The sequence below is a fragment of the Streptomyces sp. NPDC056373 genome, from assembly GCF_042262425.1.
In the GTDB taxonomy this organism is placed as follows: domain Bacteria; phylum Actinomycetota; class Actinomycetes; order Streptomycetales; family Streptomycetaceae; genus Streptomyces.
In genome coordinates this window covers 211,712-233,231 of the sequence record NZ_JBHJPX010000010.1, presented here as the reverse complement: position 1 = coordinate 233,231, position 21,520 = coordinate 211,712, and the positions used below count along the sequence as shown (strand labels likewise).

The 21,520-nt window shown below is 69.7% G+C and carries 18 protein-coding genes; 14 read left to right on the top strand and 4 right to left on the bottom strand.

The window, feature by feature from the left end; genetic code table 11:
• The first annotated feature begins 331 nt into the window (after nucleotides 1–331).
• Together ACFCXS_RS22850 and ACFCXS_RS22845 are read left to right on the top strand one after the other, a co-directional pair.
• Nucleotides 332–1,936, top strand: a complete 1,605-nt coding sequence (locus tag ACFCXS_RS22850) for an ABC transporter substrate-binding protein (RefSeq protein ID WP_376645174.1) — start codon at nucleotides 332–334, stop codon at nucleotides 1,934–1,936.
• A gap of 107 nt (nucleotides 1,937–2,043) precedes the next feature.
• Nucleotides 2,044–3,627, top strand: coding sequence for an ABC transporter substrate-binding protein (locus ACFCXS_RS22845; RefSeq protein WP_376645173.1), 1,584 nt, complete (start codon nucleotides 2,044–2,046; stop codon nucleotides 3,625–3,627).
• Nucleotides 3,628–3,697: 70 nt separating this feature from the next.
• Here the strand turns inward: ACFCXS_RS22845 and ACFCXS_RS22840 are convergent, their stop codons facing one another.
• Nucleotides 3,698–4,369, bottom strand: a complete 672-nt coding sequence (locus ACFCXS_RS22840; protein ID WP_097215673.1) for a response regulator transcription factor — start codon at nucleotides 4,367–4,369, stop codon at nucleotides 3,698–3,700.
• 54 nt (nucleotides 4,370–4,423) lie between these two features.
• Entirely contained in the window at nucleotides 4,424–5,551 is a 1,128-nt protein-coding gene (locus ACFCXS_RS22835; RefSeq protein ID WP_376645172.1) for a RecB family exonuclease, read from the bottom strand.
• A 188-nt stretch (nucleotides 5,552–5,739) separates the two neighbouring features.
• On the opposite strand from ACFCXS_RS22835, the gene ACFCXS_RS22830 reads away from it, so the two are divergent.
• From ACFCXS_RS22830 to ACFCXS_RS22820, 3 genes are all read left to right on the top strand, one after another.
• Nucleotides 5,740–7,599, top strand: coding sequence for a site-2 protease family protein (locus ACFCXS_RS22830; RefSeq protein ID WP_376645171.1), 1,860 nt, complete (start codon nucleotides 5,740–5,742; stop codon nucleotides 7,597–7,599).
• Between the two features lie 39 nt (nucleotides 7,600–7,638).
• Nucleotides 7,639–8,541, top strand: coding sequence for a tRNA (adenine-N1)-methyltransferase (locus tag ACFCXS_RS22825; RefSeq protein ID WP_376645170.1), 903 nt, complete (start codon nucleotides 7,639–7,641; stop codon nucleotides 8,539–8,541).
• A gap of 316 nt (nucleotides 8,542–8,857) precedes the next feature.
• On the top strand, nucleotides 8,858–9,436 hold the full coding sequence (locus ACFCXS_RS22820; protein WP_376645169.1) for a hypothetical protein: 579 nt from the start codon (nucleotides 8,858–8,860) through the stop codon (nucleotides 9,434–9,436).
• 59 nt (nucleotides 9,437–9,495) lie between these two features.
• Here the strand turns inward: ACFCXS_RS22820 and ACFCXS_RS22815 are convergent, their stop codons facing one another.
• Nucleotides 9,496–9,801, bottom strand: a complete 306-nt coding sequence (locus tag ACFCXS_RS22815) for a ferredoxin (protein ID WP_376645168.1) — start codon at nucleotides 9,799–9,801, stop codon at nucleotides 9,496–9,498.
• Between the two features lie 245 nt (nucleotides 9,802–10,046).
• On the opposite strand from ACFCXS_RS22815, the gene arc reads away from it, so the two are divergent.
• The 6 genes from arc (at nucleotide 10,047) to prcA (ending at nucleotide 16,167) form a co-directional block, all read left to right on the top strand.
• Nucleotides 10,047–11,813 carry a proteasome ATPase gene (gene arc, locus ACFCXS_RS22810; protein WP_376645167.1) on the top strand — a complete coding sequence of 589 codons (1,767 nt, stop codon included), beginning with the start codon at nucleotides 10,047–10,049 and terminating at the stop codon, nucleotides 11,811–11,813.
• A 234-nt stretch (nucleotides 11,814–12,047) separates the two neighbouring features.
• On the top strand, nucleotides 12,048–13,559 hold the full coding sequence (gene dop, locus ACFCXS_RS22805) for a depupylase/deamidase Dop (RefSeq protein ID WP_376645166.1): 1,512 nt from the start codon (nucleotides 12,048–12,050) through the stop codon (nucleotides 13,557–13,559).
• A 178-nt stretch (nucleotides 13,560–13,737) separates the two neighbouring features.
• Nucleotides 13,738–13,956, top strand: a complete 219-nt coding sequence (locus tag ACFCXS_RS22800) for a ubiquitin-like protein Pup (RefSeq protein WP_376645165.1) — start codon at nucleotides 13,738–13,740, stop codon at nucleotides 13,954–13,956.
• A 9-nt stretch (nucleotides 13,957–13,965) separates the two neighbouring features.
• Entirely contained in the window at nucleotides 13,966–14,556 is a 591-nt protein-coding gene (locus ACFCXS_RS22795) for an endonuclease VII domain-containing protein (RefSeq protein ID WP_376645164.1), read from the top strand.
• Entirely contained in the window at nucleotides 14,508–15,353 is an 846-nt protein-coding gene (gene prcB, locus ACFCXS_RS22790; RefSeq protein ID WP_376645163.1) for a proteasome subunit beta, read from the top strand. Before ACFCXS_RS22795 ends, prcB begins: the two co-directional genes overlap by 49 nt.
• Nucleotides 15,354–15,423: 70 nt before the next feature.
• Nucleotides 15,424–16,167, top strand: a complete 744-nt coding sequence (gene prcA / locus ACFCXS_RS22785; RefSeq protein WP_376645162.1) for a proteasome subunit alpha — start codon at nucleotides 15,424–15,426, stop codon at nucleotides 16,165–16,167.
• A 402-nt stretch (nucleotides 16,168–16,569) separates the two neighbouring features.
• Here prcA and ACFCXS_RS22780 read toward each other — a convergent pair whose 3' ends face one another.
• Complete coding sequence (locus ACFCXS_RS22780; RefSeq protein ID WP_376645161.1) at nucleotides 16,570–17,580, bottom strand: LacI family DNA-binding transcriptional regulator; 1,011 nt, start codon at nucleotides 17,578–17,580, stop codon at nucleotides 16,570–16,572.
• Between the two features lie 88 nt (nucleotides 17,581–17,668).
• On the opposite strand from ACFCXS_RS22780, the gene ACFCXS_RS22775 reads away from it, so the two are divergent.
• The 3 genes from ACFCXS_RS22775 (at nucleotide 17,669) to ACFCXS_RS22765 (ending at nucleotide 21,468) form a co-directional block, all read left to right on the top strand.
• On the top strand, nucleotides 17,669–18,928 hold the full coding sequence (locus ACFCXS_RS22775; RefSeq protein ID WP_376645160.1) for an MFS transporter: 1,260 nt from the start codon (nucleotides 17,669–17,671) through the stop codon (nucleotides 18,926–18,928).
• Nucleotides 18,929–18,937: 9 nt separating this feature from the next.
• The gene (gene pafA, locus ACFCXS_RS22770) at nucleotides 18,938–20,299 is read left to right on the top strand and encodes a Pup--protein ligase (RefSeq protein ID WP_104778656.1); all 1,362 of its coding nucleotides are present in this window, start codon (nucleotides 18,938–18,940) and stop codon (nucleotides 20,297–20,299) included.
• Between the two features lie 188 nt (nucleotides 20,300–20,487).
• Nucleotides 20,488–21,468 carry an FKBP-type peptidyl-prolyl cis-trans isomerase gene (locus tag ACFCXS_RS22765; RefSeq protein ID WP_376645159.1) on the top strand — a complete coding sequence of 327 codons (981 nt, stop codon included), beginning with the start codon at nucleotides 20,488–20,490 and terminating at the stop codon, nucleotides 21,466–21,468.
• The last annotated feature ends 52 nt before the right edge of the window (nucleotides 21,469–21,520 follow it).

Here is a 21,520-nt window from a genome sequence, read left to right as displayed (position 1 = left end):
GTACCTTCGAACCCGTTTACGGGTGTGACGTTCCCCACGCATTCCGGGGTCGACAGCCGATCCGGCGTGTGCTGCGCGCCCCCTCCCGGGGGCTGCCGACGTGCCCTTGTGTCCTGATTGATGGAACGCTGCACCAAAGCTTCCGCTGTCGGGTATTCGGTCTGTCCGCGGCCGGTTCCACAGCGTGATGAGTCCTCAACTCCGGTGACTGCGAACCTTCCTGCCGACGCGGACTAACCTCGTCGCGAGAACATCGCCCCACCCCCGTGATCCGCTGCGCCACCCCTGCATGCCGGGTACACGGAGTCGACAGTCCTGGAGAAACTCGAGCATGAACCGCAAGACTTTGGTGCTGCCGGCCGTGATCGGCCTGCTCGCGCCGGTGCTCGCCGCCTGCGGCGGGTCCGACAGCGGGAGCGGCGACAGCGACGCGATCGTCGTCGGCACCACGGACCGGTTCACCGCCTCGAAGGAGGCCCCGGCGCCTCTCGACCCGGCCTACGCCTACGATGTCGGCACCTGGAACATCCTGCGCCAGACCGTGCAGACCCTGATGATCCAGCCGCGCGGCGAGGGCGAACCGGTACCGGAGGCCGCCGAGCGGTGCGGTTTCACCGACACCGGCAACGAGCGCTACGCCTGCACCCTGCGCGACGGCCTGAAGTTCTCCAACGGCAACGCTGTCACCGCGGCCGACGTGAAGTACTCCATCGACCGCGCCCGCTCCCTCAAGGCCGACAGCGGCGTGTTCGCGCTGCTGTCCACCATCGACACCGTCGAGACCCAGGGCGACCGCGAGGTCATCTTCCACCTCAAGACCGCCGACGCGACCTTCCCGTACAAGCTGTCGACCCCGGTCGCCGGCATCGTCGACCCCGACGACTACCCGAAGGACAGGCTGCGCGACGGCTTCGACCTGGCGGGCTCCGGCCCGTACACCCTCAAGGCCGACGTCGAGAACAACGAGCTGGTCAAGGCCGAGTTCACCAAGAACCCCGACTACAAGGGGACCCTCAAGGTGAACAACGACAAGGTCGACATGGTGTCCTTCAAGGACGCCGACGCCATGGGCGAGGCTCTCGACAAGGGCGACATCGACCTGATGACCCGCGCCATGTCGCCGGATCAGATCCGCAAGCTCTCGGGCGACGCCGACACCGACATCGACCTCGTCGAGATGCCCGGCCTGGAAATCCGCTACCTGGGCTTCAACACCGACGCCCCGACGGTGAAATCCAAGGCCGTCCGCCAGGCGATGGCCCAGATCGTCAACCGCAGCGCGCTGGTCTCCAAGGTCTACGGCTCCCAGGCCGAGCCGCTGTACTCGCTGGTCCCGGCCAGCGTCACCGGCCACTCCAACTCGTTCTTCAACAAGTACGGCGAGCCGAACGTCACCAAGGCACGTTCCCTGCTCAACCAGGCGAACATCACCACCCCGGTGAAGCTGACGCTGCACTACACGACCGACCACTACGGCCCGGCCACCAAGAAGGAGTTCGAGGTCCTGCGCGACCAGCTGAACTCCAGCGGCCTGTTCGACGTCGGCATCAAGGGCACCCCCTGGGACACGTTCCGCCCGGCCGAGAAGAAGGGCGACTACGACGTCTACGGCATGGGCTGGTTCCCGGACTTCCCCGACGCAGACAACTTCCTCGCGCCGTTCCTCGACGCCGACAACACCCTCGGCTCGCCATACGACAACAGCCAGATCCGCAACACCCTGATCCCGGAGTCCCGCCGCGAGGCGGACCGGCTGTCCGCCTCCACCAGCCTGACGGACATTCAGGACATCGTCGCCGGCGACGTGCCGGTGCTGCCGCTGTGGCAGGGCAAGCAGTACGTCGCCGCCCGCGACGACGTCACGGGTACCGCGTACGCGCTCAACTCCGCCTCGACGCTCCAGCTGTGGGAGCTCGGGCGGGGCGTGAGCGGCTGACGGACCCGCTGGACCCCCGGGGCCCCTGACCGCGGCCCCGGGGAGCCGTGCCCCGGAGCCGGGGACAGGCTCCGGGAGTTCTCGAGAACCGACGACAAGGCACACACGTGAACCTACGCAACCAGTGGCCGGTCCTGCCCATCGTGGCGGGACTCGCCTCCGGACTGCTGACCGGCTGTGGCACGGAGAGCGGAGACTCCGCGGGGGACGGCTCCAACGTCGTGGTGGGGATGTCCGACGACGTCCTGGCCACGGACCCGGCCTCCGGCTACGACCCCGGCTCCTGGCTGTTGTTCAACAACGTCTTCCAGTCCCTGCTGAGCTTCCCCAAGGGCGCCACGGAGCCCCAGCCGGAGGCCGCCGAGAGCTGCTCCTTCACGGACACGCAGAGCTCGGTCTACAGGTGCACGCTGAAGGACGGCCTCAAGTTCAGCAACGGTGACGCGCTCACCTCCGAGGACGTGAAGTTCTCCTTCGAGCGGATGCTGAAGATCAACGACCCCGACGGGCCCGCGATCATGTTCCCCACGCTCGACAAGGTCGAGACACCGGACGAGACGACGGTCGTGTTCCACCTCAACACGTCCGACGCCACCTTCCCCAGCAAGATCGCATCCGGCGCCGGCTCCATCGTCGACCACAACGAGTACGACGCGGGGAAGCTGCGCAAGGACCGCAAGGCCGTCGGCTCCGGCCCGTACAAGCTCGACTCGATCGACGGCGACCAGGCGGTCTTCTCGGTCAACGAGAACTACAAGGGCACCGCCAAGGTGAAGAACTCCGGCGTGACGCTGAAGTTCTTCGACGGTGACCAGACCGCCCTGAAGCAGGCCATCCAGAACGAGGAGGTCGACATCGCCTACCGCGGCCTCACCGCGGGCGACGTCGCCGACATGGAGAAGGCCGACGACGGCACCGGCACCGAGGTCGTCGAGGGCAGCAGCGCCGAGGTCCAGCACCTGGTGTTCAACATGGACGACCCGGTCGCCGGAAAGCTCGGCGTCCGCAAGGCCATCGCCCACCTGCTCGACCGCGAAGCCCTCATCAAGGACGTCTACCAGGGCACCGCCACCCCGCTGTACTCGATCATCCCGGCCGGTATCGCGGGCCACAACACGGCCTTCTTCGACACCTACGGCGCCCGCCCCTCCAAGGCCAAGGCCCAGGCCGCGCTGCGCGAGGACGGCATCACGGACCGGGTGAAGCTCACCCTCTGGTCGACCCCGTCCCGCTACGGCCCCGCCACCGACCAGGAGCTGGAGGCCATCGCCGGCCAGCTCAACACCAGCGGCCTGTTCGACGCGAGCGTCAAGTCGGTCCCCTTCGGCCAGTACGAGAAGGACATCGCCGCCGGCAAGTACGGCGTCTACGTCAAGGGCTGGGTGCCGGACTACCCGGACGCCGACAACTTCACGGCCCCCTTCTTCGGCGAGGGCAACGTGCTGAGCAACAACTACGACAACCGCACGATCACCGGTTCGCTCATCCCGCGCACCGCCGCCATGACCAACAGGGCCGGCACGGACAAGGAATTCGGGGAGCTGCAGGACATCGTCGCCGACGAACTCCCCGTCCTGCCGGTGTGGCAGGCCAAGCAGTACGCGGTCGTCCGCGAGGGCGTCTACGGTCTGGAGTACTGCCTCGACGCGTCGACGGTGTTCCGCTTCTGGGAGCTCAGCAAGGACGCCTGACGCACCGATGCGAGGAAGGGCGCCACCCGCACGGCGGGGGCGCCCTTCCTCGCTGGTCGGCTCGCGTTCGCTACTGCGCGCCCGGGCGCACCAGCCCGCTCTCGTACGCGTACACCGCTGCCTGCACCCGGTCGCGCAGGCCCAGCTTCGTCAGCACATGCCCGACGTGCGTCTTGACGGTGGTCTCGCTGACGAACAGGTCGGCGGCGATCTCCGCGTTGGACAGCCCGCGCGCCACCAGCTTCAGCACCTCGACCTCGCGGTCGGTGAGCGTGTGCAGCGTGTCCGGCACCGGCTCCTCACCGGAGGGCAGATGCGTGGCGTACTTGTCGAGCAGCCGGCGCGTGATGCTCGGCGCGAGCATCGCCTCGCCCGAGGCCACGACCCGGATCGCCTGCACCAGCTCGTTGGCCGGGGCGTCCTTGAGCAGGAACCCGCTGGCCCCGGCGCGCAGCGCCTCCACCACGTACTCGTCGAGGTCGAAGGTGGTCAGCACCAGTACCTTCGCCGGGCCGTCCCGCCCGGGACCGGTGATCTGCCGGGTCGCCTCCACACCGTCCATCCGCGGCATGCGGATGTCCATCAGAACCACATCGGGCTGTAGCGCACGCACCTGGTCGAGTGCCTGCAGTCCGTCACCGGCCTCCCCGACGACCGCGATGTCCTGCTCGGCCTCCAGGATCATCCGGAAGCCGGTACGGAGCAGCGGCTGGTCGTCGACCAGTAGGACGCGGATGGCCACGTAAGTCTCCTTCGCTAGTCCGGCCCCATTCTGCCCTGCGCGGGCCCGCCGGACTCAGCCGCCCTCACCGGGCGCCGGCTGCGCCGGCAGCTCCGCCGCGCGCACCGGCAGCGGATACGGCGGGGGAGTGCCCCCGAACTCCGGGCAGTGGGCCTGGTGGTCGCACCAGCCGCACAGCTTCGTGGGGCGCGGCCGCCAGTCGCCCGTCTCGGTGGCCAGCCGGATCGCCTCCCACAGCGCCAGCAGCTTGCGCTCGACCCGCTCCAGGTCGGCGAGGACCGGGTCGTACGTCAGCACCTGGCCGCTGCCGAGGTAGACCAGCTGGAGCCGCCGGGGGATCACGTTCTTCAGCCGCCACACCACCAGGGCGTAGAACTTCATCTGGAACAGGGCGCCCTCGGAGTACTCGGGCCTGGGGGCCTTGCCCGTCTTGTAGTCGACGATCCGCACCTCGCCCGTGGGAGCCACGTCGACCCGGTCGATGATGCCGCGCAGCCGCAGCCCGGACTCCAGCTCCGTCTCGACGAACAGCTCCCGCTCGGCCGGCTCCAGACGGCTGGGGTCCTCCAGGGTGAACCAGCGCTCGACGAGCTGCTCCGCTTCGCCCAGCCAGCGCGCCAGCCGCTCACCCTGCGGGTCGTCGGCGAACAGCTCCACGACCTCCGGCCGCGTCTCGCGCAGCCGGTCCCACTGACCGGGGATCAGCGACTTCGCCCGGGGCGCCGTGCGCTCGGCCGCCGGGGCGTCGAAGAGGCGCTCCAGGACCGCGTGCACCAGAGTGCCCCTGGTCGCGGCCTCGCTCGGCTTCTCCGGCAGCCGGTCGATCACCCGGAAGCGGTAGAGCAGCGGGCACTGCATGAAGTCACTGGCACGTGAGGGGGACAGCGAGGCGGGCGGTATGGCGGTGGAGCCGGTCACGAGGGCGCTCACGGCGGCGGTCTCGGCCGCTGCCTCAGCCACCGGCCGGGCCTCGGCTTCCGCCTGTGCGTCCGGCGCCGTCACCGGCCGGGCCTCGGCCTCCGGCCGTGTCTCTGACGCCTCCACCGGGTGGGCTTCCTCCGCCGTCCGCGCTGCTGCCGCCGTCCCCGCTGCCGTCTCCGCGGGCCCGGCCGGGACCGGCGGATCCACCGCCGCGGCCGGGCTGCTGTCGGGCTGCGCCGCGCCCTCGGTGCTCGTCTCCATGCCCCAGACCTTACGGCCCGCCACTGACAGTGACCCGGCCGTGTTCCGTGGGGGAAGCCGGGAGAGGAGGTCGACGTACGGGAAACACAGGGGTGCCGGGGCGAAACGCACCACGACGGACGCATACCATCGACTCGAGACCCTCCCGTCCGGCAGGCGCGGGAGACGCTTCGATCGAGGGGACACCGGTGAACGAGAGCGGCGGGCGCGGGCGGCCGCGGTCCGGCAACGACGAGCCGGCCGAGCACCACGCGGGGCCTCCGGTCCGGGCCACCGACCCGACCCCCGCCGACGAACGGCCCACGGACGAGCACCCCTCCACCCCTGAACAGCCCACCCCGGCGCCGGAGCCGACCGGCCCGGCCACGCCCACCGACACCCCGGTGACCCCCGCGGACGCCGTACGGGACGACTCGGCGGCGGACCGCCCGACGCCGGGTGACGCAACGCCCGCCGAACCCGAGGCGAACCGCCCGCCGGAGGACGGCCCGCACCCCGGCCAGGCCGACACGGAGAACCCACACACGGCCCCCGCCGACACGGAGAACCCGCACACGCCCCCCGCCGACGCCGCCGCACCACAGGCGGCCACCGCCCGAGGCGAGCGCGACGGAGCCGAGCGCGCCGGAGGCGACGCGCCGGAGGGCGACACCCACCCCGACCGCGCCTACGCCAGCGCCCCGCACTCGGCACCCGCCGCCCGCCGGCCCGAGACGGACCGGCTGCACAAGGCACACGCCCCGGCCCCCGGCTCCGGCGACCGGAACCGCCCGCAGCAGCCCTCGGCCCCCACCCCGGGCCCCGCCCACCCGAACCACCACCCCGCCCCGCCCGCCCACGGCGACCGCCCCCTCGCGCACTCCGCCGACGGCAAGGGCCCCGCCCCCCAGCGGCCGGAGCCCCGGGGCGGACTGCTCATGGGGCGGCCCTTCGGGGTGCCCGTGTACGTCGCGCCGAGCTGGTTCCTCGTCGCCGCACTGATCACCTGGGTGTTCGGCGGCCAGCTGGAGCGCGTGCTGCCCGAGCTCGGAGCCGCCCGCTACCTGGTCTCCCTCTTCTTCGCGGTCGCCTTCTACGCCTCCGTGCTCGTCCACGAACTGGCCCACACGGTCGCCGCCCTCCGCTTCAAACTCCCGGTCCGCCGCATCCAGCTCCAGTTCTTCGGCGGGGTCTCCGAGATCGAGAAGGAGGCCGAGACCCCGGGCCGGGAGTTCGTGCTGGCCTTCGTCGGGCCCCTGCTCTCCCTCGTCCTCGCCGGCGCCTTCTACGCCGCCCTGCTGACCGTGGAACCCGGCACCGTCCCGGGCGTCCTGCTCGCCGGCCTGATGATCTCCAACCTCATCGTGGCCGCGTTCAACCTCCTGCCCGGCCTGCCCCTCGACGGCGGCCGCATGCTCCGGGCCGTGGTCTGGAAGATCACCGGCAAGCCGATGACGGGCACCATCGCCGCCGCCTGGGTCGGCCGCGCCCTCGCCGTCTGCGTCCTCATCGGGCTGCCGCTGCTGACCCAGTCCGGCGCCCTCGGCACCGACGCCGTCGACAACGTCGGCATGGACACCGTCCTCGACGCCCTGCTCGCCGCCATCCTCGCCGCGATCATCTGGACCGGCGCCGGCAACAGCCTGCGCATGGCCCGCCTGCGCGAGCACCTCCCCGAACTGCGCGCCCGCGCCCTCACCCGGCGCGCGGTCCCCGTCGAGACCGACACCCCGCTCTCGGAGGCCCTGCGCCGAGCCAACGCCGCCGGGGCCCGAGCCCTGGTCGTCGTCGACGCCGACGGCAAGCCCCTCTCCCTCGTCCGCGAGGCCGCCATCGTCGGCGTACCCGAGCACCGCCGCCCCTGGGTCGCCGTCAGCGGCCTCGCCCAGGACCTCACCGACGGCATGCGGGTCTCGGCGGAACTGTCGGGCGAGGAACTCCTGGACGCCCTCCGGGCGACCCCCGCGACCGAGTACCTGGTCGTGGAGGAGACGGGCGAGATCTACGGCGTGCTGTCGGCCGCCGACGTGGAACGGGCCTTCGTGAAGGCGATGGCGAGGCCCAGCTGAGTGGTCGGAGCCCTCCTCGGGGACCGGTAGGCTGGTCACATGTCCGAACCGACCGGTGCCGCCCGCAGGCGCGGGCCCTTCAAGGTCGGGGACCAGGTTCAGCTGACCGACCCCAAGGGCCGCCACTACACGTTCACGCTCGAGGCCGGGAAGAACTTCCACACCCACAAGGGTTCCTTCCCCCACGACGAACTGATCGGCGCTCCCGAGGGCAGCGTTGTCCGCACCACGGGGAACGTCGCCTACCTCGCGCTGCGCCCCCTGCTCCCCGACTACGTCCTGTCCATGCCCCGCGGCGCCGCCGTGGTCTACCCCAAGGACGCGGGGCAGATCCTCGCCTTCGCCGACATCTTCCCCGGCGCGCGCGTCGTGGAGGCGGGTGTCGGCTCCGGCTCGCTCAGCAGCTTCCTGCTGCGGGCCATCGGAGACCAGGGCATGCTGCACAGCTACGAGCGCCGCGCCGACTTCGCCGAGATCGCCCAGGCGAACGTCGAGCGCTACTTCGGCGGTCCGCACCCCGCCTGGCAGCTCACCGTCGGCGACCTCCAGGACAACCTGTCCGACGCCGACGTCGACCGCGTCATCCTCGACATGCTCGCCCCCTGGGAGTGCCTGGAGGCCGTCTCCAAGGCGCTCGTCCCCGGCGGCATCCTGTGCTGCTACGTGGCGACCACCACCCAGCTCGCCCGGACCGTCGAGTCCATCCGCGAGATCGGCTGCTTCAACGAGCCGACCTCCTGGGAGACGATGATCCGCAACTGGCACATCGAGGGCCTGGCCGTCCGCCCGGACCACCGGATGATCGGCCACACCGGCTTCCTGCTCACCGCCCGCCGCCTCGCCGACGGCGTCGAGCCGCCCATGCGCCGCCGCCGCCCCGCCAAGGGCGCCTACGGCGAGGACTACGCGGGGCCCAACGCCGACGGCGGCAGCGCCCGCTGAAGCGGCCCGTCGCGACGCAACGCATAGGCGCCGTGGCGGAGTTCCCGGATCCGTACCGGAACTCCACCACGGCGCACTTTCGTTAACGCCCGGGGTGAACCCTCGACCGACGCCGTTGACCTGCCGCGCGGGCCGCGCACACCGCCGGATCGGCGGGGGAGAGCCGGGCCCGCGCAGACCTGCTGACACAGCGGCAGGAACCGTAACCCTTCAGACTTCCCCGGCGCAGGACGTGCACACCCCGCCGTTCCCTCGCGGTGTGACGTGTGGCACCATGCTGGCCACCCCACCGGCACAGCCTCAGGAGACCCTCCTAGTGCAGTCTTCCGCCGTCCCGGAGCTCGCCCACACCCACACCCGCCCCATCCACTGGCTCGCCACCGCCACGGCCGTCGCCGGCGTCGTGGCCTTCTCCTCGATCCTGCAGCCCGGCGCGGCGACGGCGGCCCAGCCGGCCGCTCCCGAGACCAAGAGCACCCCGGCACACCTGACCGCGCCCGACCCCGCCGCGGTGACGTTCCCGATCCAGTGCGGCCCGGTGAAGGCCGTGGTGCAGAAACGGGCTTCGGGGGACCTCGACGGCGACGGCCGGCCCGAGACGGTGGCCGTGGTCCACTGCGACTCCCCGATGGGCACCCCGCCGGACGGCGTCTACGTCCTGACGCGCGGCGCCGACGGCGGCAGACCACGCGTCGTGGCCACCCTGCTCGACCCGAAGGACGGCACCACCGTCACCGACTTCGCCGTGCGCGACGGCGCCGTGACGGCCACACTCCTCGGCTACTCGTCGACCGACGTGCCGCGTTGCTGCCCCGACGTGAAGAGCGACGCGAAATGGCGTTGGCAGGGCGGCTCGTTCGTCCGCTCGCAGCCGGCCGGGGCCCACAGCGTGTGAGGCACGTGCGACGGCCCGTGTGAGATATCAGACAGCCGTCACGGAAAGTAGAGAAACAGTCACTCTGTGTCCGGACCGTAGACCTCGGCCCTGTCCGAAACCCGACGCACGTGGATGCACTCGCCCGGACACTCCTTCGCGGAGTCGATCACGTCCGTGAGGAGCGGCAGCGGAACGGGCGTTGTCGCTCCCTTGTCCTGGAGCAACTCGTCCTCGGCACTCTTCACATAGGCCAGACCGTCGATGTCCAGCTCGAACACCTCGGGCGCGTACTGGGCGCAGATGCCGTCGCCGGTACACAGGTCCTGGTCGATCCAGACCTCCAGCTCCTCGCCTTCCGCCCCGGCCACCTGCTGCACGCTCATCTCTCCTGCCGTTTCTCCGCCGAGCCGGGTCGGGAATCCGGCCAGCTCCGGCGGGTGTTGAACAGTTCGACCCTACCTTCGCCTGGGTTCCAATCATGTTCGCTGGGTATTCCCCTGGCGTGAGGGAGAGCGCAAGGGTGAAGATCGGACACACCCCGACCGTCTTTGTGATCTAGGGGTTTCAATCGACACCCGCCCAGGTAGGGTCTGGAAGCGTCCAGCTCCCCTTGGAGGAGGTGAGGACCGTGGCAGCCCACGACGACGACATGAACCGCGGCATCCGCCCGGGACGCGGGTCCGACGACCCGGCCGGGCAGATCGCTTACCTTGAGCAGGAAATCGCCGTCCTGCGGCGCAAGCTCGCCGACTCTCCGCGACACACGAGGATTCTCGAAGAGCGGATCGTCGAGCTGCAGACCAATCTGGCCGGCGTGTCCGCGCAGAACGAGCGACTCGCCAACACGCTCCGCGAGGCCCGTGACCAGATCGTGGCCCTCAAGGAGGAAGTCGACCGGCTCGCGCAGCCGCCGGCCGGCTTCGGGGTCTTCCTGACGGCGAACGAGGACGGCACCGCCGACATCTTCACCGGCGGCCGCAAGCTCAGGGTGAACGTCAGCCCCAGCGTCGAGCTCGAGGAGCTCCGGCGCGGCCAGGAAGTAATGCTCAACGAAGCGCTCAACGTGGTCGAGGCCATGGAGTACGAGCGCGTCGGTGACATCGTCACCCTCAAGGAGATCCTCGAGGACGGCGAGCGGGCCCTCGTGCTCGGGCACACCGACGAGGAACGGGTGGTAAGGCTCGCCGAGCCGCTGCTGGACGTGAACATCCGGCCCGGTGACGCCCTGCTGCTCGAACCCCGCTCGGGCTACGTCTACGAGATCGTTCCGAAGAGCGAGGTCGAGGAACTCGTCCTCGAAGAGGTCCCCGACATCGGCTACGAGCAGATCGGCGGTCTCGGCGGCCAGATCGAGGCCATCCGCGACGCGGTCGAGCTCCCGTACCTCTACCCGGACCTGTTCAAGGAGCACGAACTGCGGCCGCCGAAGGGTGTCCTGCTGTACGGGCCCCCCGGATGCGGCAAGACGCTCATCGCCAAGGCCGTGGCCAACTCGCTGGCCAAGAAGGTCGCCGAGGTGACCGGCCAGGCCCAGGGCAAGAGCTTCTTCCTCAACATCAAGGGCCCCGAGCTCCTGAACAAGTACGTCGGTGAGACGGAGCGGCAGATCCGCCTCGTCTTCCAGCGGGCCCGTGAGAAGGCCAGCGAGGGCACCCCCGTCATCGTCTTCTTCGACGAGATGGAGTCCCTCTTCCGCACCCGTGGCTCCGGTGTCAGCTCGGACGTGGAGAACACCATCGTCCCCCAGCTGCTCGCCGAGATCGACGGTGTGGAAGGCCTGCAGAACGTGGTCGTGATCGGCGCCTCCAACCGTGAGGACATGATCGACCCCGCCATCCTGCGGCCCGGCCGGCTCGACGTGAAGATCAAGATCGAGCGTCCGGACGCCGAGGCGGCCAAGGACATCTTCGGCAAGTACCTCACCGAGCGCCTCCCGCTGCACGGCGACGACCTCGCCGAGCACAGCGGCTCCAAGGCCACCACCGTCCAGAGCATGATCCAGACGGCCGTGGAACAGATGTACGCCGAATCCGAGGAGAACCGCTTCCTGGAGGTCACCTACGCCAATGGTGACAAGGAAGTCCTCTATTTCAAGGACTTCAATTCCGGCGCCATGATCGAGAACATCGTGGGCCGTGCCAAGAAGATGGCGATCAAGGACTTCCTCGAGAAGAACCAGAAGGGCCTCCGCGTCTCCCACCTCCTCCAGGCCTGCGTGGACGAGTTCAAGGAGAACGAGGACCTGCCGAACACCACCAACCCGGACGACTGGGCCCGGATCTCCGGAAAGAAGGGCGAACGGATCGTGTACATCCGTACGCTCATCACCGGAAAGCAGGGCGCGGACACCGGACGCTCCATCGACACGGTGGCGAATACCGGTCAGTACCTGTAAAACGCAGGGCGGCTGCGGGTGCCCTCGACGGGTACCCGCAGCCGACTGTTTTTCAGGCCACGGCTGGAGCAACGCAATGACGCAAATGATCTCCCCACCAGCGCAAAGGCGTTCTAGGCTCTTGCGTACCGCCGAGTCGCGCAGTGCGGGGACGGGCACCGCACACGCAACCGAGCGCCAGCGGTATCTGAGTGGCGCCCACGACCGAGGGTGCCGCCGGGCAAGGAGGGCCGCATGACCGTACGGCGAGTAATGGGCATCGAGACGGAGTACGGGATCTCCGTCCCCGGCCACCCCAACGCCAATGCCATGCTCACCTCGTCCCAGATCGTGAACGCCTATGCGGCGGCGATGCACCGGGCCCGCCGGGCTCGCTGGGACTTCGAGGAGGAGAACCCGCTGCGGGACGCGCGAGGCTTCGACCTCGCCCGCGAGGCCGCCGACTCCAGCCAGCTCACCGACGAGGACATCGGCCTGGCCAACGTCATCCTCACCAACGGTGCACGGCTCTACGTCGACCACGCGCACCCCGAGTACAGCTCCCCGGAGGTGACCAACCCCCGGGACGCCGTCCTCTGGGACAAGGCCGGCGAGCGGATCATGGCCGAGGCCGCGGAACGGGCCGCGCAGCTGCCCGGTGCCCAGCCGATCCACCTGTACAAGAACAACACCGACAACAAGGGCGCGTCCTACGGCACGCACGAGAACTACCTGATGAAGCGGGAGACCCCCTTCTCGGACATCGTGCGCCACCTGACGCCGTTCTTCGTCTCCCGCCAGGTCTTCACCGGAGCCGGCCGCGTCGGCATCGGCCAGGACGGGCACGAGCACGGCTTCCAGCTCAGCCAGCGGGCCGACTACTTCGAGGTCGAGGTCGGCCTCGAGACGACGCTCAAGCGCCCGATCATCAACACCCGCGACGAGCCGCACGCGGACGCCGAGAAGTACCGGCGCCTGCACGTGATCATCGGCGACGCGAACCTCTCCGAGATCTCGACCTACCTCAAGCTGGGCACGACCTCGCTGGTGCTGTCGATGATCGAGGACGGTTTCATCGCCGTCGACCTCGCCGTCGACCAGCCCGTCCGCACCCTCCACCAGGTCTCGCACGACCCGTCGCTGAAGCGTCTGGTCACGCTCCGCAGCGGCCGCACACTCACGGCGGTCCAGCTGCAGATGGAGTACTACGAGCTGGCGCGCAAGTACGTGGAGGAGCGGTTCGGGGCCGACGCCGACGACCAGACCAAGGACGTCCTGTCGCGCTGGGAGGACACCCTCACCCGACTGGAGCACGACCCGATGAGTCTGGCCGGGGAGCTGGACTGGGTCGCCAAGCGGGAGCTCATGGAGGGCTACCGGCGCCGGGACAGCCTCGACTGGGACGCCGCGCGGCTGCACCTGGTCGACCTCCAGTACGCCGACGTACGGCCCGAGAAGGGCCTGTACAACCGTCTGGTGGCCCGCGGACGCATGAAGCGGCTGCTGACCGACGCGGACGTGGAGCGGGCCCGTACGGTGCCGCCGGAGGACACCCGGGCGTACTTCCGCGGCCGCTGCCTGGAGCAGTACGCGGACGACGTGGCGGCGGCCTCCTGGGACTCGGTGATCTTCGATCTTCCGGGCCGGGATTCGCTGCAGCGGGTCCCAACCCTGGAACCGCTTCGCGGAACGCGTAATCACGTCAAGGAACTCCTGGACCGCTGCCGTACCGCGGAAGACCTGGTCAGGGTCCTGTCGGGCGGGTGACCGTGCTGAGCGGGTACTCGTTCCGAACCGGCCGGACAGGGTGGAAAAGCCCTGGTCCGGGAATCATCGAGGTGGTCCCCGTACGTTGGAGCAACTGCGGGGCCATTGTCAGACCCGGCGAGTAGGGTCTGATCTTGACCGAGCAACTGTGTCGGGCGAACCGAGCGGGGTGAGGGATATGGCGACCAAGGACACCGGCGGCGGACAGCAGAAGGCCACGAAGTCCACCGAGGAGGTCGAGGAGCAGGCGCAGGACGCGCAGGGCTCCGAGGACCTCAAGGAGCGTCAGGAGAAGCTGAGCGACGACGTGGACTCGGTTCTGGACGAGATCGACGACGTCTTGGAGGAGAACGCAGAGGATTTCGTGCGCTCCTTCGTTCAAAAGGGTGGACAGTAAGTCACATCCATGAACGACGGGGGATCGAAGAAGTGCTCGGCGTGCCAGGAGTCGCTCCCGGTCGGCGCATTCGCGGCGAACAGATCGCGGCCTGATGGGCTGCAGGTCAATTGCCGTGAATGCGCGGCCGAGTACTACCGACGGCGCCAGGAGGCCAGAGGTAAGACGGTCCGGGAGAAGGTTGAGGTGCCCGAGGGGCATAAGCTCTGCCGGACGTGCGGCGAGATCAAACCCCACAACGAGTGGCATCGCAACGCGAGAGCCTCGGACGGGCTGTCGACGCGCTGCAAGGCATGCAGGGCGGCCCAGAGTCGGCGGGACCATCTGAAGCGTCAATACGGCATCACCGAGGCCGAGCGCGACGAGTTGATCGTCACTCAAGGGGGCGTCTGCTGCATCTGTTTGGCGTCCGTGCCCGAGCATGTGGATCACTGCCACAAGACGGGTAGGGTCCGAGGCGTACTGTGCTTCAGCTGCAACGCAGCGCTGGGGCAGTTCAAGGATCGGCCCGATGCCATAAGGCGGGCTGCCGCATACGTGGAAGGAATCGCGTGGAAGCCAACACTCGTAGCACCGGGCGTCTACCAGCTGCCTTCCTGACGCCAGGGTCTTCCTCCTTCATGGACTTCCTGTCGGAACACCAGCCGGAGATCCTGCCGGGCAACCGGCAACTGCCTCCCACCCAGGGCGTGATCGAGGCTCCGCACGGCACGACGATCGTCGCCGTGACGTTCCCGGGCGGTGTGGTCCTCGCCGGTGACCGGCGGGCCACCATGGGCAACGTCATCGCGCAGCGGGACATCGAGAAGGTCTTCCCGGCCGACGAGTACTCGGCGGTGGGCATCGCCGGCACGGCGGGCCTGGCCGTGGAGATGGTGAAGCTGTTCCAGCTGGAGCTGGAGCACTTCGAGAAGGTCGAGGGCGCGCAGCTGTCCCTGGAGGGCAAGGCGAACCGGCTGTCGACGATGATCCGCTCCAACCTCGGCATGGCCATGCAGGGCCTGGCCGTGGTGCCGTTGTTCGCCGGGTACGACGTGGACCGCGACAGGGGCCGGATCTTCTCCTACGACGTCACCGGTGGCCGCTCCGAGGAGCACAACTACGCGGCGACCGGTTCCGGGTCGATCTTCGCCCGTGGTGCGATGAAGAAGCTGTTCCGGGACGACCTCAGCGAGGCCGAGGCCACGACGCTCGTGGTCCAGGCGCTCTACGACGCGGCAGACGACGACTCGGCGACCGGTGGTCCCGATGTCGCCCGCCGGATCTATCCCATCGTCACCGTGATCACCGACGACGGCTTCCGCCGGCTCACCGAGACCGAGGCGTCCGAGATCGCGCGTTCGGTCCTGGAGCGGCGGCTGGAGCAGCCCGACGGGCCGCGGGCCGCGCTGCTGTAGCGGCGGCGATCGTCTTCGTGAGGGTGGTCCAGTGAACCGACGGAATCTTCCAGAGAGGGACGGATAACCGGTGTCGACGCCGTTCTATGTCTCCCCCCAGCAGGCCATGGCCGACCGGGCGGAGTACGCCCGCAAGGGCATCGCCCGTGGTCGCAGCCTGGTCGTGCTGCAGTTCGCCGACGGCATCGTGTTCGTCGGTGAGAACCCGTCCCGTGCGCTGCACAAGTTCAGCGAGATCTACGACCGGATCGGCTTCGCGGCCGCCGGCAAGTACAACGAGTACGAGAACCTGCGGATCGGTGGTGTGCGCTATGCCGACCTGCGGGGTTACACCTACGACCGGGACGACGTGACGGCCCGGGGTCTGGCGAACGTGTACGCGCAGACGCTGGGCACGATCTTCTCCAGCGCCGCCGAGAAGCCCTACGAGGTGGAGCTGGTGGTTGCCGAGGTGGGGGAGACCCCTGACGGTGACCAGATCTACCGGCTGCCGCACGACGGCTCGATCGTGGACGAGCACGGCTCGGTCGCGGTGGGTGGTAACGCCGAGCAGATCAGCAGCTATCTGGACCAGCGTCACCGGGAGGGCATGACCCTCGCGGAAGCGCTGAAGCTGGCGGTCCAGGCGCTGTCCCGCGACACCAACGGCAGCGAGCGGGAGATCCCCGCGGAGCGGCTGGAGGTCGCCGTGCTGGACCGTACGCGGCCGCAGAAGCGCAAGTTCAAGAGGATCAGTGGACGGCAGTTGTCGCGGCTGCTGGGTGCGGACGCAGACGCCGCGCAGGAGGCGGCGTCGGAGGACGAGGCCGAGTAGTTCTGATGTGATGTGGCGCGCCCCGGCCGGCGTGATCGTGGCCGGGGCGCGTTGCCGTGTGCGGGTGTGTGGCCGGTTCGCCTTGCGCCGGGTGGGGGTCGGGGCCGCGCCGGGGGGGGTGTCCGTCCTCGGAACGCCGCGATGGGGTCTGACGCCGACTGACTCTTTGTTGACGCGACAACCGCTGCGGGCGGACACCCCCCGACACGTCCCCTTCTCGCCGTACGCGGGCGCGGGCGCGTCGTGGCTCGTGCCGCAGGCTCGCCGTTCGGGCGCCCGTCTCGCGCGGCCATCCTGGGCGCCCCAGCTGCGGGCAATCGTGCCGCCAAGGGCGGCACGGGTGGGCGCAGCGGCACCCCGCTGCGCCGGGTTGCGCACCCACCCGGCCGACGCCCGTCACGGCTAGCGAGGCGGTGCCGTAGAGCTTCGTACCACCAGCTGGACCGGGATGTCCCCGCTCTCGGGCTCGTGGCCCTCCAGCACGGCCAGGAGGGCCCGCATGCCCCGCTCGCCGAACAGCTCCGCGTCCAGGCGGACCGTCGTCAGCTCCGGGTCGATGGCCGTGGCCAGGGCGAGATCGTCCAGGCCCGTGACCGACAGGTCGTCGGGGATGTGCAGCCCCAGGCGGCGGGCCGCCTTGTAGGCCCCGGCGGCGAGTTTGTCGTCGTCGCAGATGACGGCGGTGGGTCGGACGTCCGGCTCCGAGAGGGCGGCTTGCGTCGCGGCTTGGGCGCCCTCGATGGAGATGGGGGCCCGGGCCGTGCGCATCGACGTGCCCGGTACCGCCGACAGCCGGGCCGCCAGTTCCCGGGCGCGTACCTCGAAGGTCCACGAGGGGACGTCCGCCGCCAGGTGGAGGAAGTGGCGGTGGCCCAGGGACAGCAGGTGCTCGGCGGCCTGGCGGACGCCGTCGGCGATGTCCAGGTTGACCGTCGCCGCTCCCAGGCTGCCGTCCGGGTCGCTGTCCAGCATCACCAGCGGCAGTGCCTCGCCACGGATGGCGGTGAGGGCGTCCGCGGCCATGGACGAGGCGATCACGCCGTCCAGCGCGGACTGTGCGGAGGCGAAGGGGTCGCGGGCCGGGCCGATGCCCTCGGGGGAGGGGTAGAGGACCACGCCGAAGCCGTGCTCGGCGGCGATGCGGGCGGCGCCCGTGTAGACGCCGGCGAAGAACTCGGTGGTGAGGGCGGGGACGACCAGCAGGACGGTGCGGGTGCGGCCCAGGCGCAGGTTGCGGGCGGCGAGGTTCGGGCGGTAGCCCAGGTCGCGGGCGGCCTCCCGGACGCGTTCCGCCGTGGCCTGGGAGACCCGGCCGCGCCATTTGTCGCCGAGGACCAGGGAAACGGCCGCCTGGGAGACGCCGGCGGCCTGGGCGACGTCCCGGCTCGTGGGTCGGGTGCTGCCTCGTACCACCGTCGGCCTGCTCCTTCGTCTGGACCCGCGAACAGCGGCCATGGTACGTATGGACGCAGACGTTATACGTAAAACCTAGGGGCGGGACATGGCCACGGGATATCTGGAGATCCTCCGGGCGCGACATGCCGCCCGGCTGCTCGTCGGCACGCTGGTGGGCCGTCTGCCCTGCGCCACGGCCCCCATCGCGATCGTGCTGTTCGTCCGGGCGGAGGGTGGCACCTACAGCCTGGCGGGGGCGCTGGCGGCCGTCTACGGCGTCGCCAACGCCGTCGGGCAGCCCGTGCTGGGCAGGATCGTGGACCTGCGCGGGCAGCCGCGTGTGCAGCTGCCCGCGGCCGTCCTCTCCGCGCTCGCGATGGCCCTCTTCGCCTTCTCCGGCATCGGGTCGCTGCCGCTCGCGTACGCCGCCGTGGCCGGTGCCGGGCTCTTCACGCCGCCCCTGGAGGGCGGGCTGCGGGCGTTGTGGCCCTCCGTGCTGCGCAGGGAGGACCAGGTGCACACGGCGTACGCCATGGACGCCGTGGCCCAGGAGGTGATGTTCACCGTCGGGCCGCTGCTCGTGACGCTGTGCGTGTCCCTGTGGTCGACCCAGGCCGCGTTGCTCGTGATCAATGCCGTCGGCGTCCTCGGGGCGCTGTCCGTGGTGGTCTCCGAGCCCTCGCGCACCTGGCGGTCCGCGCCGCGCGAGGCGCACTGGCTCGGCGCGCTGCGCTCGCCCGGGCTGCTCGCGCTGCTGGCGGCCTTCCTGTTCATCGGCATGGCCCTCGGGTCCATCACCGTTGCCGCCGTGCCCTACGCGGACGGGCACGGCGGGGACGCCGTGTACGGCTGGCTGATGGCGGCCCTGGGCTTCGGCGCGCTGGTCGGCGGCGCGGTGTACGGCGCCCGGCAGTGGGCCGGTGAGCCCGCTCGGCGACTGCGGGTCCTGGTGGCACTTCTGGTGGTGTGTTACCTGCCGCTGATGCTGATGCCGGACGCGGTCGCGATGGTCGCGCTGACCGCGCTCGCCGGGGTCTTCCTCGCCCCCGCCATCGCCTGTGCGTTCGTCCTCGTCGACCGGCACGCCCCGCGCGGCACGGTCACCGAGGCGTTCTCCTGGCTGGTGACGACGTTCACCGTGGGCCACTCGGTCGGAACAGGCGTCGCGGGCCCCGTCGTCGAGGCGGGCGGGGCCCTGTGGGGCTTCGCCGTACCGGCCGTCGCAGGTGGCGTGTCCCTGCTGGTTTTGACGGCCACAGGACGGGTAGTCGCAGCTCCCGGCCAGGGAGCGGTTGTTGCGACCGGTTCGGAAAATGATCCGAACCGTGCCGTCGAACCCCGTTTCAGTTCAGGGGATCGGGCGTAATGTTCCCTCATGGACCGCCGCATTTTCGGGCTGGAGAACGAGTACGGCGTCACGTGCACGTTCAGGGGACAGCGCCGCCTGTCTCCTGACGAGGTGGCGCGGTACCTCTTCCGCCGTGTCGTGTCATGGGGCCGAAGCAGCAACGTCTTTCTGCGAAACGGCGCCCGCCTCTATCTCGACGTGGGATCGCATCCGGAATACGCGACACCGGAATGCGACAACGTGACCGAACTGGTCACCCACGACAAAGCGGGCGAGCGCATTCTCGAAGGACTCCTGGTGGACGCCGAACGACGCCTGCACGAGGAGGGAATCGCGGGCGACGTCTACCTCTTCAAGAACAACACCGACTCGGCGGGCAACTCCTACGGCTGCCACGAGAACTATCTGGTAGCCCGGCACGGGGAGTTCTCCCGGCTCGCGGACATTCTCATTCCGTTCCTGGTCACCCGCCAGCTGCTGTGCGGCGCGGGCAAGGTGCTGCAGACACCGCGCGGCGCCGTGTACTGCGTCAGCCAGCGCGCCGAGCACATCTGGGAGGGCGTCTCCTCGGCGACGACCCGTTCCCGGCCCATCATCAACACGCGTGACGAGCCGCACGCGGACGCCGAGCGCTACCGTCGCCTGCACGTCATCGTGGGCGACTCCAACATGTCCGAGACGACCATGCTGCTCAAGGTCGGTGCCACCGACCTGGTGCTGCGCATGATCGAGGCGGGCACGGTGATGCGGGACCTCACCCTGGAGAACCCGATCCGGGCGATCCGCGAGGTCAGCCACGACATCACCGGCCGCCGCAAGGTACGCCTGGCCAGCGGACGCGAGGCCTCCGCCCTGGAGGTGCAGCGCGAGTACTACGAGAAGGCCCTGGACTTCTGCGAGCGCCGGGGCATCCGCACCGGCACCGTCGAGCAGGTCCTGGAGCTGTGGGGCCGCACGCTGGACGCGATCGAGTCCGAGGACCTCGACCGCATCGGCACCGAGATCGACTGGGTCATGAAGTACAAGCTCATCGAGCGGTACCGCGCCAAGCACAACATGACCATGTCGCACCCGAGGGTCGCGCAGATAGACCTCGCCTACCACGACATCCACCGCCGTCGTGGTCTGTACTACCTGCTCGAGAAGAAGGGCCAGGCGGCCCGTATCTGCAACGACCTGAAGATCTTCGAGGGCAAGTCCGTCCCGCCGCAGACCACGCGCGCCCGGCTGCGCGGCGACTTCATCCGGCGGGCCCAGGAACAGCGCCGTGACTTCACGGTCGACTGGGTCCACCTCAAGCTCAACGACCAGGCTCAGCGGACCGTGCTGTGCAAGGACCCGTTCCGTTCCGTGGACGACCGGGTGGAAAAGCTGATCGCCGGAATGTGAGCCGCATCCGGCTGTCCCGGAAGCCGGTGCCCGAAGGTTTTCGTGCCTTCGCGCACCGGCTTTTTCCGCTCGTTTCGCCCGTGAAGGAGCGGCCGGGGCGGTGTCGTGTCGCGCGGTGTGAGGAGTGCGGCGCGGCTACGCCGTAGAGTGGCTGGCATTGCCCCCCACCTCCGATCCCAGTTGGACTGATGAACTACAACACGAAACGACTCGTGGCCGCGCTGCTGGCCGTTCCCGCCCTGTTGTTCACCGCCGCGTGCGGATCGGACGACGGGAACAACGGCGATACGGCGGGCGGCGTCGCCGAGGTCAAGGGGAAAGTCGGGGCGAAGCCCGAGATCTCCGTTCCCAAGGATGGCAAGCCCTCCGACAAGACCGTGGTGAAGACGCTCTCGGCGGGCACCGGAACCCCGATCAAGGGCTCGGACTTCGTCCGTCTGGACTGGACCGTCGAGAAGTGGGGCGGCGGCCAGGAGCTCGGCGGCACCTGGGCCGCGGGGTCGACGGGTGGCAAGGCGCCCCGGCGGCAGTCCATCGAGCAGATCGGCAAGCCGAGCCAGCAGCTCCCCGAGAAGGTCCTCGACGCGGTGAAGGGCAAGAAGCCCGGCAGCCGTGTCCTGGTGCAGGGCACCGCGGGTGATCTGATCGGCCAGAGCCTGAACACCTCCTCCGGGATCTCCGCGAAGGACGTGCTGATCTGGGTGGTCGACCCGGTCGGTGCCGCGAGCGTCGACGCCAAGGCCGAGGCCAAGGGCGAGCAGGCGCCCTCCGAGCCGGGCATGCCCGAGGTGAAGTCGCCCTCGCAGAAGGCCGCGGTCATCACCGTCCCCAAGGGCGAGAAGGCTCCCAAGGACCTCAAGGAACAGGTGCTGATCAAGGGCGACGGCAAGAAGGTCGAGGCCGGCCAGGGCCTCATCGCCCAGTACACCGGGGTCAAGTGGGAGGACGGCAAGAAGTTCGACTCCTCCTGGGACCACGGTGGCGCCACCGCCTTCCAGATCGGCAACGGCTCCGTGGTGGCAGGCTGGGACAAGGCCCTCGTCGGCAAGCATGTGGGCGACCGGGTGCTGCTGGTGATCCCGCCCTCGCTCGGCTACGGCGCGAGCCCGCAGAGCGAGCTGTCCAAGAACACGCTGGTCTTCACGGTGGACATCCTCGGCACGGTCTGACCCGGCCGGTCTGTGAGACTGTTCCCGACGAAGGTCACGTAACAAGGAGAGA

Bases quoted from the DNA above. Each gene is read 5' to 3' on its own strand.
- dop (WP_376645166.1), top strand. From the start codon at position 12,048: ATGACCGTACGGCGAGTAATGGGCATCGAGACGGAGTACGGGATCTCC.
- ACFCXS_RS22795 (WP_376645164.1), top strand. From the start codon at position 13,966: ATGAACGACGGGGGATCGAAGAAGTGCTCGGCGTGCCAGGAGTCGCTC.
- ACFCXS_RS22825 (WP_376645170.1), top strand. From the start codon at position 7,639: ATGTCCGAACCGACCGGTGCCGCCCGCAGGCGCGGGCCCTTCAAGGTC.
- ACFCXS_RS22765 (WP_376645159.1), top strand. From the start codon at position 20,488: ATGAACTACAACACGAAACGACTCGTGGCCGCGCTGCTGGCCGTTCCC.
- ACFCXS_RS22815 (WP_376645168.1), bottom strand. From the start codon at position 9,801: ATGAGCGTGCAGCAGGTGGCCGGGGCGGAAGGCGAGGAGCTGGAGGTC.
- ACFCXS_RS22775 (WP_376645160.1), top strand. From the start codon at position 17,669: ATGGCCACGGGATATCTGGAGATCCTCCGGGCGCGACATGCCGCCCGG.
- ACFCXS_RS22800 (WP_376645165.1), top strand. From the start codon at position 13,738: ATGGCGACCAAGGACACCGGCGGCGGACAGCAGAAGGCCACGAAGTCC.
- pafA (WP_104778656.1), top strand. From the start codon at position 18,938: ATGGACCGCCGCATTTTCGGGCTGGAGAACGAGTACGGCGTCACGTGC.
- ACFCXS_RS22835 (WP_376645172.1), bottom strand. From the start codon at position 5,551: ATGGAGACGAGCACCGAGGGCGCGGCGCAGCCCGACAGCAGCCCGGCC.
- ACFCXS_RS22850 (WP_376645174.1), top strand. From the start codon at position 332: ATGAACCGCAAGACTTTGGTGCTGCCGGCCGTGATCGGCCTGCTCGCG.